Source organism: Nocardia sp. NPDC059228 (genome assembly GCF_042754245.1).
Taxonomy (GTDB): Bacteria; Actinomycetota; Actinomycetes; order Mycobacteriales; family Mycobacteriaceae; genus Nocardia.
Genome location: NZ_JBHZAL010000027.1, coordinates 1 through 12,563 on the forward strand (window position 1 = coordinate 1; position 12,563 = coordinate 12,563).

11 protein-coding genes and 1 pseudogene are annotated in these 12,563 nt (G+C 68.5%); 6 read left to right on the plus strand and 6 right to left on the minus strand.

Annotated features, from left to right (window positions below; translation table 11 throughout):
- The 3 genes and pseudogenes from ACFXKA_RS31220 to ACFXKA_RS31230 all read left to right on the plus strand — a co-directional run.
- Positions 1–423: pseudogene (locus tag ACFXKA_RS31220) on the plus strand (DNA-directed RNA polymerase subunit beta); the annotation flags it as partial.
- Between the two features lie 99 nt (positions 424–522).
- On the plus strand, positions 523–1,437 hold the full coding sequence (locus tag ACFXKA_RS31225) for an ADP-ribosylglycohydrolase family protein (RefSeq protein ID WP_379430029.1): 915 nt from the start codon (positions 523–525) through the stop codon (positions 1,435–1,437).
- 418 nt (positions 1,438–1,855) lie between these two features.
- On the plus strand, positions 1,856–2,113 hold the full coding sequence (locus ACFXKA_RS31230) for a hypothetical protein (RefSeq protein ID WP_354849952.1): 258 nt from the start codon (positions 1,856–1,858) through the stop codon (positions 2,111–2,113).
- A gap of 232 nt (positions 2,114–2,345) precedes the next feature.
- Here the strand turns inward: ACFXKA_RS31230 and ACFXKA_RS31235 are convergent, their stop codons facing one another.
- Both ACFXKA_RS31235 and ACFXKA_RS31240 read right to left on the minus strand, forming a co-directional pair.
- Positions 2,346–2,600 carry a response regulator transcription factor gene (locus ACFXKA_RS31235; RefSeq protein WP_379430030.1) on the minus strand — a complete coding sequence of 85 codons (255 nt, stop codon included), beginning with the start codon at positions 2,598–2,600 and terminating at the stop codon, positions 2,346–2,348.
- Positions 2,601–2,809: 209 nt separating this feature from the next.
- On the minus strand, positions 2,810–3,319 hold the full coding sequence (locus ACFXKA_RS31240) for an ATP-binding protein (protein ID WP_379430031.1): 510 nt from the start codon (positions 3,317–3,319) through the stop codon (positions 2,810–2,812).
- A gap of 560 nt (positions 3,320–3,879) precedes the next feature.
- On the opposite strand from ACFXKA_RS31240, the gene ACFXKA_RS31245 reads away from it, so the two are divergent.
- Entirely contained in the window at positions 3,880–5,949 is a 2,070-nt protein-coding gene (locus tag ACFXKA_RS31245) for an SDR family oxidoreductase (protein ID WP_379430032.1), read from the plus strand.
- A 209-nt stretch (positions 5,950–6,158) separates the two neighbouring features.
- On the opposite strand, the gene ACFXKA_RS31250 is transcribed toward ACFXKA_RS31245, so the two are convergent.
- A complete protein-coding gene (locus ACFXKA_RS31250) occupies positions 6,159–6,809 on the minus strand; it encodes a cutinase family protein (protein WP_379430033.1) in 651 nt (216 codons plus the stop codon).
- Between the two features lie 268 nt (positions 6,810–7,077).
- Between ACFXKA_RS31250 and ACFXKA_RS31255 the strand changes: the two genes are divergently transcribed.
- A complete protein-coding gene (locus ACFXKA_RS31255; protein ID WP_379430034.1) occupies positions 7,078–8,478 on the plus strand; it encodes a wax ester/triacylglycerol synthase family O-acyltransferase in 1,401 nt (466 codons plus the stop codon).
- 16 nt (positions 8,479–8,494) lie between these two features.
- Here the strand turns inward: ACFXKA_RS31255 and ACFXKA_RS31260 are convergent, their stop codons facing one another.
- Positions 8,495–9,418, minus strand: a complete 924-nt coding sequence (locus ACFXKA_RS31260; RefSeq protein ID WP_379430035.1) for an alpha/beta fold hydrolase — start codon at positions 9,416–9,418, stop codon at positions 8,495–8,497.
- A gap of 84 nt (positions 9,419–9,502) precedes the next feature.
- On the minus strand, positions 9,503–10,348 hold the full coding sequence (locus tag ACFXKA_RS31265) for an expansin EXLX1 family cellulose-binding protein (RefSeq protein WP_379430036.1): 846 nt from the start codon (positions 10,346–10,348) through the stop codon (positions 9,503–9,505).
- Positions 10,349–10,629: 281 nt separating this feature from the next.
- Here ACFXKA_RS31265 and ACFXKA_RS31270 point away from each other — a divergent pair, with 281 nt between their 5' ends.
- Positions 10,630–11,487, plus strand: coding sequence for a cyclopropane mycolic acid synthase family methyltransferase (locus tag ACFXKA_RS31270; RefSeq protein WP_379430037.1), 858 nt, complete (start codon positions 10,630–10,632; stop codon positions 11,485–11,487).
- Here the strand turns inward: ACFXKA_RS31270 and ACFXKA_RS31275 are convergent.
- Positions 11,471–12,484, minus strand: coding sequence for a zinc-binding alcohol dehydrogenase family protein (locus ACFXKA_RS31275; protein ID WP_379430112.1), 1,014 nt, complete (start codon positions 12,482–12,484; stop codon positions 11,471–11,473). The genes ACFXKA_RS31270 and ACFXKA_RS31275 overlap by 17 nt on opposite strands.
- Between the last annotated feature and the right edge of the window lie 79 nt (positions 12,485–12,563).

A 12,563-nucleotide genomic window follows, 5' to 3' on the forward strand; every position in this document is an offset into this window, starting at 1 on the left:
GACGACAAGATCCACGCGCGTTCGACCGGTCCGTACTCGATGATCACGCAGCAGCCGCTGGGTGGTAAGGCGCAGTTCGGTGGTCAGCGCTTCGGCGAGATGGAGTGCTGGGCCATGCAGGCGTACGGCGCGGCCTACACCCTGCAGGAACTCCTCACCATCAAGTCGGACGACGTGGTCGGCCGGGTGAAGGTGTACGAGGCGATCGTCAAGGGCGAGAACATTCCGGAGCCGGGCGTCCCCGAATCCTTCAAGGTCCTGCTCAAAGAACTCCAATCCCTCTGCCTCAATGTCGAAGTCCTCTCCGCCGGCTCCGCCGTCGAACTCCAGCAACCCGACGACGACTTCGACCGCGCGGCCACCGATCTCGGAATCACCCTCACCCACAACGAATCCGCCACCATCACCGACCTGACCAGCTGATCCACCCGGCCGCGTGCCGCGTTCCGGCTCCCCGGGACGCGGCACACGCGCTGGTTCGGCATTGCGACGGCTCCACGCGCTTGGCAGGATGTCCGCCGTATGTCTTTTCATTCGAATTCCGCCCGGGACAGTCTCGAAGGGCTGTCCGTCGGGGATGCGCTGGGGGCGCAGTTCTTCGTGCCCGGGCGTTCGGTGCCCGAATTGATCGCCGGTCGGCCACCGGCCCCGCCGTGGGAATGGACCGATGACACCGAAATGGCCTGTACGGTTTTCGGCGAGATCCGGGCGCGGGGCCGAATCGACCGCGATGCGCTGGCGGCGGCGTTCGCCGATCGGTGTGAGCCCTATCGGGGATACAGCGGCGGTACCGTCGCTCTGCTGCACCAGATTCGCGATGGCCGGCCCTGGGCCGAGGCGGCGGGCGCGCTGTTCGACGGGCGCGGGTCCTGGGGCAATGGCGCGGCGATGCGGGTTGCCCCGCTCGGGGCGGCGTTCCCCGGGGAACTGGACCGGGTGGCGGCGCAGGCCGCGTTCTCGGCGGAGGTGACGCATCGGCACCCGGAGGCGATCATCGGCGCGATGGCCGTCGCCGTCGCGGCGAGCCATGCGGCGGCCACGCGCGGAAAACACTGTGCACCAGACGAATTGCTCGACGCTGTCGAGCCGTATCTGGTCGACGGGCGTACCGCCGACGGCGTGCGCCGAGCGCGGAAGCTGCTGGGCCGATCGGTTGCCGAGGCGGCGTACGACCTCGGCAACGGCACCCAGGTCACCGCCCACGACACGGTACCGTTCACACTCTGGACCGCCGCGACCTTCCTCCGGGACTACCCGGCCGCGATCACCGCGTGCGTCGAAGCGGGCGGCGACGCCGACACCACGGCCGCCATCGTCGGCGGAATCGTGGCCGCCCACACCGGAATCGGCGCCGACGGCGACCTGCGCGGAGTGCCCCGCGAATGGCTGTCGGCGCGGGAACCCCTGCCCTCCTGGGTGACGACACCCGCACGGTAATCCCCGGGCGGCACAGGCTCCGAGACCACCACCCGCTGGGCCGGCTACATCGACGGCGCCGCTGAATCCGGCCACCGCGCGGCGGGGGAGATCGCCCCGCCCGCTCGTGGAGCAGCGTGTAACCGGTCGGGAACAGGCCCCGCAGATCCGGATCACACGGACCGGCACCGGGAGCGTCCGTCGATCCGGAAGTCGTCGGCGGCCGCGGTGTGACCGGGCTCATGCCGGCACGGGGGCGGGCCCCTGGTCGCGGCAAGTGTGATGCTTGTCGGATTCCCTCGGCGGTAGACCGATCGTCATACTTGATCGTGTTTCGTAGCGGGCGGTCGTTGCTCGCCGTATCGATCAGATGCTGGGGACCGCCCGTGGTGAGTGCGGTTCGAAGAGTCCTCGGCAGTTCTGGAGATCAGGAGGGTTGATGGATCGCCGTCGAGTGGCAATCGGGATTGTTGTCACCGGTCTCGCGTTGAGTGCTCCCACCGTGGCCATGGGCGCGGGCTTGGCCGGGGCGGCACCGGTAACGGAGGGGTGCCACAGCGGTACCCGGGCTCCCACCGAGGACCCGCACGAGTACGACTCGTGCATCGCGGGTGAGTGGGGCAATGTGCGGCGGTGCCCGCCGTTCACGGTCGTCGATCAGACCGTGGACGGCGACGTCCGCTGCGTGAACGAGTGACGTTCACGCCCGCGGCACACGGGTTCCGGGGATCGGCCTCCGGCGCCGTGCACGCCTGACGGGCGCTGGCCGGCGAGGACCGCCCGGGGCGCGGCAAGACATTCCTCGACGAGTCGGACCGCCTCGGGCAATTCGATGTGGTCTTCCGGATAGGCCCCGAGATGGCCGCCGTCGGCGTCGGACAGGTCGCCGGCCAAGGAGCCGTGGAAGCCGCGCGAAGGCCGGGAGTCCGTCAGATGACGTACGCATGGCGCAGCAGAGCATCACGCAGCGCACCGCGGCGGGTGATCCCGAGTTTGTGGAAGACGCGCTGGAGGTGGGTGGAGACCGTTCTGGACGACAGGAACAGCTGCTCGCCGATCTGCTTGTTGGTCAGCCCCGCGGCAGCGAGTTCGGCGACGGCAAGCTCGCGCGCGGTCAGCGGATCCGGCCCGCCCGCAGCGGAATTCGCGCGGGCGGCGCCGAGCTCGCCGCGCGTGCGCTGCACGCAGCAGGCGGCCGGTGTCGGAGAGGTCGCCGGTGACAAGGGAGCCCAGGTAGGCCGCCCGCGCGGTCGGATTGCCCCGGGCATCGGTGCGCAGCCTGCGCCGTACCGCGGCCGGGAGGGCGGGGAACTCCGATTCCAGCAGCTCCTCGGCGCTGTCGTCGTCCAGCGGCTCGACCTCCCGGATCCGAAACCCGCTGCGCGTGAACGCATCACCGGCATCGGAGCGCCGCCGCCAGCAGCCGGATATCGGTGACTCCCAGGCGGCGCAGGGCGTAGATCAGCACCATACTGCTGGCCAGGTCCAGCCATTGCAAGTCGTCGATCACCAGCAGCACCGGACCGCCCTCGGCTCCGGCCCAGACCCGCAGCAGCGCAAGGGTTGCCGCGCCGGCGAGCAGGGTCGCGGGCAGGCTCCCCGGCTCCAGCCCCATGATCACGCGCATGGCATCCCGGTGCGATGCCTCGAGCCGATCGACGTATCCGGCCATCGGTTGCAGTAGTTGGTTCAGGGTGCCGAACCGCAGGCCCGCCTCGAATTCCAGGGCGGCCGCACGCAGCACCCGGGTCCCGTTCCAGGCCGCGATCTCGGCGGCCGCGTCCAGCAGCGCGGTCTTGCCGACCCCGGCCTCACCGCTGAGCACCAGCACGGTGTCATCGCCCGGAACACCGGTGACGAACGCGGAGATCACCACGATATCGACCGCCCGACCGACCAGCATCCGCCACCGCTCTCCCACCGCACCGCATCGTCCCGATCATTCTCACCACGCGGCATTCCAGGCCCCGCGCATTTCGGGGAATACCCGCCGAATCCGCCCACTCAGCGGGCGCAAATGCGAGCCGGGTGCGGCCCGCGAATTGCACGGCGGGCTGGGCGGCGATGGTTCGGCGGCCGAGGCGGCGGAGGCGGGCAATTCCGGCCGCCGGAACCGGGCGCTGACCGGGCAAACTCCCAGAGATCCAACAAGTGAGCGCACGCTCAGGACATTTGACCAGTTGCCTGTGAATTGCCAAGGGGGCCGATAGGTTACATCAAACCCTTTGTTACACATATCAACTCGAATAGCTCCGAGGTGACCATCCCCACAGCGCCGAAATGGCGATTCCAGTTGAACGCCCAACCTGGAATCCGTAAAGTTACTCACTAGTTAGGCACGAAGGTGTTCCTACCTCGGCCCAACATTCTGCTAGGAGGCCAATCGCATACCGTCCGCATCCACCGACGCATGTCGGACGAACACCGTTGGGTACCAACAGGTTCGTATTTAAGGAGGGGACGATGGTTTCCTACATCGTCACGGGCGGAACCGGATTCCTGGGCCGGCGCGTTGTCGCCGCGCTGCTGGAGCGCGACCCGGAGGCCGTGGTCCACGCACTGACGCGTGAGGCCTCGGTGGCCAAGCTGCGCGAGCTGGCGGCGGGCTGGGGCGCCGAGGATCGGGTGTTCCCACTGGTCGGAGACCTGGCCGCGCCGGGACTGGGCCTGCCGGAGGGCGCCGACAGCCGTTTCTCGGAGGCCCCGCGGGCCGATCACATCATCCACCTCGGCGCGGTCTACGACATGACCGCCGACGCCGAGGTCACCTACGCGGCCAATGTGCAGGGCACCCGCTCGGTCATCGACCTGGCCCTGGAACTCGGCGCGGTGCTGCACCACGTCTCGTCGGTCGCGGTCGCGGGCGATCACAAGGGCAAGTTCTTCGAGGACGACTTCGACCTCGGCCAGGGCCTGCACTCCCCCTATCACCGCACCAAGTTCGAAGCCGAGAAGATGGTCCGCGAGGCCGCGGGCCTGCGCTGGCGGGTCTACCGCCCGGCCATCGTGGCCGGTGACTCCCGCACCGGCGAGATGGACAAGATCGACGGGCCGTACTACTTCTTCCCCGCCATCGCGGGGCTGGCGGCACTGCCCTCGGAGCTGCCCATGCCGATCCCCGACCTGGGCGCCACCAATATCGTTCCGGTGGACTACGTGGTCGACGCCATGGTCGAGCTGATCGGCAAGCCCGGGCTCATCGGCCGCACCTTCCACCTCACCAACCCGGAACCGCAGCCGTTCACCGAGATCTACAACGCGCTCGCCCGCGCGGCCGGCGCACCGACCGCCATCGGCACCGTGCCCGGCTCGCACACCGCGCTCAACGCCCTCGGCGGGCTGCCGGGCGTGCCCGCGGTGCGGGACTTCCTGCTGGAGCGCTTCGGCATTCCCGCCGAGGTGGCCCCGCACACCTCGTTCGAGTCGACCTTCGTCTCCGAATCCACCCGGGCGCAGCTGCGTGGCAGCGGCATCGAAGTGCCGGCGTTCGAGGACTATGCCGCCGCCCTGTGGAAGTACTGGCGCGCCAACCTGGATCCCGATCGCGCCCGCCGCATCGAGGGCGATCGCCTCGCGGGCCGCATCGTGCTGATCACCGGCGCGTCCACCGGCATCGGCCTGGCGACCGCGCACGCGGTGGCCAAGCGCGGCGCGACCGTGCTCATGGTGGCGCGCACCGAGGAGGACCTGAACGCCGCGGCCGCCGAGGTGCGGGCGGAAAGCGGTGCGGCGCAGGCGTACATCTGCGACATCACCGACGAGAAGTCGGTGGAGCTGCTGGTCAAGCAGGTGCTGGCCGATCACGGGCACGTCGACTACGTGGTGAACAACGCAGGCCGCTCGATCCGCCGCTCGGTGCTCAACTCCACCGATCGCATGCACGATTTCGAACGGACCATGGCGGTCAACTACTTCGGCGCGGTGCGGCTCATCCTGGCGCTGCTGCCGTCCATGCGGGAGCGCCGCTTCGGGCACTTCGTGAACATCTCCTCGATCGCGGTGCAGACCAAGGTGCCGCGCTTCGCGGCGTATGTGGCCAGTAAGTCGGCGCTGGACAACTTCAGCGAGATCGCGGCGGTCGAGAACGCCGACGCCGGAATCACGTTCACCTCGGTGCGTATGCCGCTGGTGCGCACCGCCATGATCGCGCCGACCGACCTGTACAAGTCCATCCCGGTGCACAGCCCGGATCAGGCGGCCGACATCGTGGTGCGCGCGCTCGAGCATCGGCCCAGCCGGATCGACACCCCCATCGGCACCTTCGCCCAGGTCGTGGACACGGTCATGCCCTCGGTGAAGCGCGCCATCCTGCACCAGGGCTTCCGGATGTTCGGCGAGTCCAAGGCGGCGCGCACGCCCGCACCGGCCGCCCCGGTCAACACCGAAACCACCCCGGTGAACGCCGAAACCGCCACGGAGAAGCCGGAATCGCGCAGCCCGCTGCTCGCGCTGGCCCCGATCGTGCAGCCGCTCATGGGCCTGCCCGCCCCGGCCGCGCGCATCACCAACCGCATTCCGGGCCTGCACTGGTAAACAGCCCGTCCGCCAACACGGTTCGGCCCGGTGTGGAACAGCACACCGGGCCGGCCGTTGTTCGGTACCCGCGGTCCGGTGGTGGGCGAGGCCCCAAGTGCCGTGACACCTGACGCCCCCCGAACCGCGGATACCCGGACCCCGCTCCGGGGTCTCGTCAGCAAGTCCACGAGACCGCCCGGGAGCCGGGCCCTTTCCCCTCCCCGGGGTCAGATGCGGTCCGCGGCGAAGTTCGCCGCGTCCACCAGATCGCTGCCGTAGGCGACGTGCGCGTCGGCGTCGATACCGGAGCCGCAGATGGGATCGCCGCCGGTGCACCAGTCCCCGGTGCGGAACTGGTACGCGCCGGGCACATTCCAGCCCAGGCCGCGCATGGGGTCACCGAACAGCAGCACCGCGGCGACGCGCGCGCCGAGGTAGCCCGGCAGCTGCACCCGGCTCGGATACCAGGACACCACACCGGTGCCCAGTGCCGCGTGCACGACCGCCGCGCCCTGCGAGTAGCCGACCAGGACGAACTCCTGGCCCGGGCAGGCGGTTGCCGCAGCGACCAAGTGCCCCACCAGATCCGCGCTGCCCGCCCCCACGGCGAACGAGTAGTCGGCGGGGTAGTTCACGCGATAGGAACTCGTCGAAACGGGCAACCGCTCCTGCAGCATGTCGTAGAGCGGATCGCCGATCTCGTCGCCGAGCCACCCGGGTTCGCCTGTGCCCCTCGCCACTACGACGTCCACCGCAGCGCATCCCGCATCCGCGTGGGCCCTCGATGGTGGAACGAACACGGTCGCGATCGTCAGCATGATCGCGAGACCCCAAGCCGTACGCCACTTTCCGGGCAGCAATACCTTCCGGTCGCCCATTGTTCTCACCTCTCACGTCGTTGTGAGAAGCCCAGTGACTCTTGTCATTGACTAGAGACCGATCACCGGGCCATGTGACCCAAGGTAGGAAGGGTCCAGGAGAGCGGCAACGAATTCTACTGGAGAGACACCCGATTGGTACCCAAACGTTTCATCATGAAACTTGTTATCTACGTGCTACTTTGGCGCTACGAATCGGCCACGGAAAGGATCCGGGCTACACCGCGAACCGCGCGCAAAATGGAACTAGTTCTCATAGTGTGTTGGTATGGAACGACTTACCGGGCTCGATGCGAGCTTCCTCTATCTCGAAACAGACACCCAACTCCTGCACGTCTGCGCAATGCTGATACTCGATCCCGCCGCCGACGGGGTGAGCTACGAGCACGAGGCCTTCAAGGACGAACTCGGACGGCGGCTGCACCTCATCCCGGCCATGACCCGGCGGCTGCGCGCGGTGCCGCTGAACCTCGATCATCCGGTCTGGGTGCGGGATTCGAACTTCGACCTGGACTACCACGTGCGCCGGCTCGCGCTGCCCGCCGGGGCCGGGGACCGGGGACTGGCCGAACTCGCCGCCGACATCGCCGGACGCCCGCTGGACCGCGGCCGGCCGCTGTGGGAGATGTGGGTGGTCGAGGGCCTGCCGCACGGCAAGGTGGCGGTCATCTCGAAGTACCACCACGCGATCGTGGACGGCATCACCGGCACCAACATGATGATGCACCTGTGCGATGTGCAGCCGGGTGTGTCCTACACCCCGCCCGCCGAGATCGGCCCGGCCGAAACGGAACCCAATGATCTGCAGCTGGCCGGGGAGGCGCTGCTGAAGCTCCCGGGCCGGCTCGGGATGGTCGGCATGGTGCCCAAGACCGTTGGCATTCTGGGCGGTCTGGTGCAGCGGCGGCGGGGCAACGGAAGCCGCGGCATGCCCTTGCCCTTCACCGCGCCGCGCACGCCGTTCAATCGGGCAATCACCCAGCATCGCGCCATCTCCTTCGTGCAGACCGAGCTGTCGGATATCAAGGAGATAAAGACCGCCTTCGGGGTGAAGGTCAACGACGTGGTACTGGCGGTGGTCGGCGGCGCGCTGCGCAGCTACCTCGAGGTACACGACGAACTGCCCGAAACCTCGCTCATGGCCTCGGTTCCGGTGTCCACGCACGAGACCTCACGCCACGAGGAGGGCACCAACAAGGTGTCGACCATCTTCGCGCGGCTCTACACCGAGATCGAGGATCCGGTGGCGCGGGTGCTGGCCATCGCCGAGGACAATCGCGGAGCCAAGGAAGAGCACAATCTGATCGGCGCCGACTTCCTCCAGGACTGGGCGAAGTACGCGCCGCCCAACACCTTCCAGCTGGCCGCCCGGGCGTACTCGTCGCTCAAGCTGGCCGAGCACCACCCGGTGGTGCACAACCTGGTGGTGTCGAATGTGCCCGGGCCCAACTTCCCCATGTACTTCCTGGGGGTCCGAGTGGCGTCGATGTATCCGTTCGGGCCGGTGTTCCACGGCGCGGGACTCACCGCCACCGTGATCTCCAACAACGGGCACCTGGATTTCGGGTTCATCGCATGCAAGGAACTGGTACCGGATGTCGACACCATCGCCGACGCCGTCCCCGAGGTGATCACCGCGCTGCTCAAGGCCGCGCGCGAAAAGGCCTGACCCGGGCCCGAATCCGTTACACCCGATCCACCACCGATTGAACGGCCTCGAGGAACACCGGGACAAAGACGTCCGCCTCGAGTGCGCAGGCCGCGTGACCGGCCTTGGCGAGGAAGATCTCCGCACCCGGAATCGCCTTCGCCATCTCCAGCTGACGGAAGACGGGCAGCGCCCGATCCCGCGTGGTGATCACCACCGCCGTCGGCACTTTCAGCGTCGGCAGCCAATCCGACGCATCGAAACGCCCCAGCACCGCGAGCGCCTGTGCGAGCGCCCAGCCGCTGGTGGCCCGCAGTTCCGTCATGGCCCAGCGATCCATCCGGCCCACCGGCCACGAGGATTCCGGCAGCGTGGGCAGTTTGTCGCGGCGCAGTTCGGCGCGGCGGAAGGACCATTCGGAGAACAGCATGGCGGTGGCCGACCAGCCGCGGTGGAAGGCGCGCTCGCGCCACTTCTCCTGGAAACGGTAGGTGGTGGCGGCCAGTACCAGCCCGCCCACGCGATCCGGATGCCGGTGCGCGGTCAGCTGGGCGACCACGCCACCCATGGAATAGCCTGCGAGAATCGGGCGTTCGACGCCCACCGCATCGGCGACGGCGACGACGTCATCGGCGAGATCGTCGAGATCGAAACGCTCGGAACGGATTCCGTGACCGTGCCAGCGCTGATCGAACAGGACCACGCGGTAGCGCTCGTTGAGTTCGCGCAGGCACGGGAACCAGTTGAGCATGGCGGTGGTGGCCATGCCGTGCAGCAGCAGCACGGTCGGCGAATCCGCGGCCGGGCCCGGCAGGTCCACCAGGTAGGTCGAGCCCCGGCCGGGCAGCTCCACCATCGCGCCCTGCGGCACCTCGGTCAGCCGGGAGATGCGCGGCGAGAGCCGCCGGCCACGGCGGGGCGCGGCAACGGGCGTGGTCAGGTCCGAGCTGGGGTTCGTCATCGAAGGCCTCCCGGCACACCGCCTCGGCGGTCCAAATGGAACACGTTCCACTTTATGATGCCATACCGGGGACGGACCTGCGGGTTACGGCTCGCAGGCGTCCGGGGCGGTGACGACCGTGGTCACGACCACCGGAGCGGCCGGCGAGGGCGGGGTGACGGGCGGGTCGGCGGGGATCTCGTAGAGGTGAATTCCGGTGCGGCGCACCTGCCCCGGCTCCAGGGTGACGCCCGAAACGAAGGCGGCGTGACCGTAGATGTCGATCACCTCGGCCGTGAACGGGCCCGGACCCAGACCGGAGAGGTTCCAGTAGTTGTCGTTGCCGCGCCGCAGGGGCCGGTAGTCACCGCCCGAGGCGGGGCGCAGCGCGACCTGACGGATGGGATTTCCGGTGCCGGAGAACAGGATTCCGATCCAGCTGGGCGAGGAGCTCGGCTGCACGCGGTAGAAGAGCTCGGGCGCCGGCGCAGGGTCGCGCACCTGGCTGATCCGGATCGGCACGACACCGTCGGTGGCCTCGGCGACGACTTCGAAGGCCGAACGGCTCAAATCGTATTGGTCTGGGCCGCAACCGGGGCAGCGGTCCACGACCAGGGCGCGGACGCTGCCGAGCGGGCCGTCGATATCGACGTAGGAGCCGCAGGGGGCGGAACCGTCGTACTGACCGGTCGGGACCCCGACGTAGTAGCCGTCCAGCGGCAGATTGGGCAGCGAGCACGCCGCCACGCCCTGATCGAAGGCGTAGAACCGGGCTTCGCCCGGTTCCGGGGCCGGTTCCGACTCCTCGATTTGAATCTGCTGCGGAGTAACCGAACTCAGTGCCGCAGCCGCGGGAAGCGTGATGACGGTTGTGGTCGGTGAGGCCGTACTACAGCTGAGGGACTGCGGTCTCATCCACCACGTGGCCAGTCCCGCCACCACCGCTCCCACCAGAATCGTCCACAACCATGGCCTGCCAGAATGGACCTCTTCGTGCCCGGTGCGGTGCATGGCCGGTCCCCAACCCTCCGTATTGTGTTTGCTGACGCGATGCTGCACTCCACATCAGGAAAGCAGCCGACGTCGTTTCGCCAGGCTCGAATCGGAAAGTCGGCGGGAAAACGGCGGCGTGTTGTCGGCGTGTCCAGGAGTTAGAACCGCAGGCCACGGCGCTTCGTATGTCCGGGTATCCCGCATCTCCGGATGCCCGCTCGCCTCAGGAGACCGCCGCCATGGCCCAGCTCGCGCCCTTCTACCGGCAGGTGCAGTCCCACTACGACCTGTCGGACGCCTTCTACGCGCTGTTCCTCGACCCGACCATGACCTACAGCTGCGCCTACTTCGACCGCGCGGGCATGAACCTGGAGGAGGCCCAGCTGGCCAAGATCGATCTCGCCCTGGGCAAGCTGGGACTCGAGCCCGGGATGACACTGCTCGACGTCGGCTGTGGGTGGGGGTCGACGATGATCCGCGCGGTGCTGACCTACGGCGTGCGGGTGATCGGACTGACCCTGAGCCGCAATCAATTCGAGTCGGTCCAGACGCGGCTGCGGGAACTCGGCATCTCCGAAGCCGAAGTGCGGCTGCAGGGTTGGGAGGAATTCGAGGGCACCGCCGATCGGATCGTCAGCATCGGGGCCTTCGAGCACTTCCGCAAGGAGCGGTACGCGGAATTCTTCACCCGGTGTCATCGGATGCTGCCCCCGGACGGACGCATGCTGCTGCACACCATCATCGGGCGCACCCTGGCCGAGCTGCGGTCCGCCGAGATCCCGGTCACCCGCGAGGATGCACTGTTCCACATTTTCGTCAAGCGGGAGATCTTCCCCGGAGGCCAACTGCCGCAACCCGATACGGTCCCGCGGGAGGCGGAGGCGGTGGGATTCCGGACCTCGCGGATCCAGTCGCTGCGGCCGCACTACGCCAAGACCCTGGACCTGTGGGCCGCGGCGCTGGAGTCGCATCACGACGAGGCGGTCCGGATCACCTCCGAGGAGATCTACCAGCGGTATATCCGGTACCTGACCGGGAGTGCGCACTACTTCCGGGCGGGCCACCTGGACGTCGTGCAGTTCACCCTCCAGAAGTAGGCACCAGGACCGCCGCGCCCGCGAATCGCCCGTGGGCCAGGTCCCGGAGGGCCTGATCGGCGGCCTCGAGCGGGTAGGGATGGACGGTCACCTCGAGGCGATGGCCGCCTGCGAAGGCGAGGAAATCCCTGGCATCCTGCCGGGTATTGGCGGTGACGGATCGAATCTCCCGCTCCTGGAACAGATGCCGCTGGTAGTTCAGCGGCGGAATGTCGCTGAGGTGGATCCCGGCGATCGACAGCACCCCACCGCGATCCAGCGCCGCCAGGGCGGGCAGCACCAGATCGCCCACGGGCGCAAAGAGAATCGCCGAATCGAGCGGCTCGGGGGGTGCGTCGGCGGCACCCTGGGCCGAGGCCGCGCCCAGCTCCAGCGCGAGCTCCTGAGCCTCCTTGTCGCGGGTCATCACATGGACCTCCGCACCCTGCGCCAGCGCCACCTGCGCGGCCAGATGGGCGCTCCCGCCGAATCCGTAGATACCGAGACGTCCGCCCTGCGGCAACGCCGCCCGTCGCAACGCGCGGTACCCGATGATGCCCGCGCACAGTAGCGGCGCGAGCTCGGCATCGGTGTATCCGCCGGGCAGGGGTAGCGCGTAATCCGCTGGTACGGTCGCGAATTCGGCGTAGCCGCCGTCGGCGTCCCAGCCGGTGTAGCGCGACTCGGGGCACAGGTTCTCGTCACCCCTCCGGCAGAATCTGCACACTCCACACGTGTGCCGCAGCCAGGCGATCCCGACCCGATCGCCCACCCGGATCTCGCCGTCCACCCCCTCCCCCACCTGCACGACCTCACCGACGACCTCGTGTCCGGGGACCACCCCGGGCCGATGCACCGCCAGATCCCCCTCGGCGACGTGCAGATCGGTCCGGCACACCCCGCATGCCAGCACCCGGACGAGCAACTCCCCGGAGGCGGGTTCGGGCACGGACATCTGTTCGAAGATCACCGGCCGCTCGTCGATCGGGCCCGGCCGCTCGACCCGCCACACTCTCATCGTCGCCATTCCCCCAGTTTCCTCCCGCCGGGCTCGCGGCCGGGAGAAACCGCCCTGGTTCCAGAGCGTCGCGAGGGCC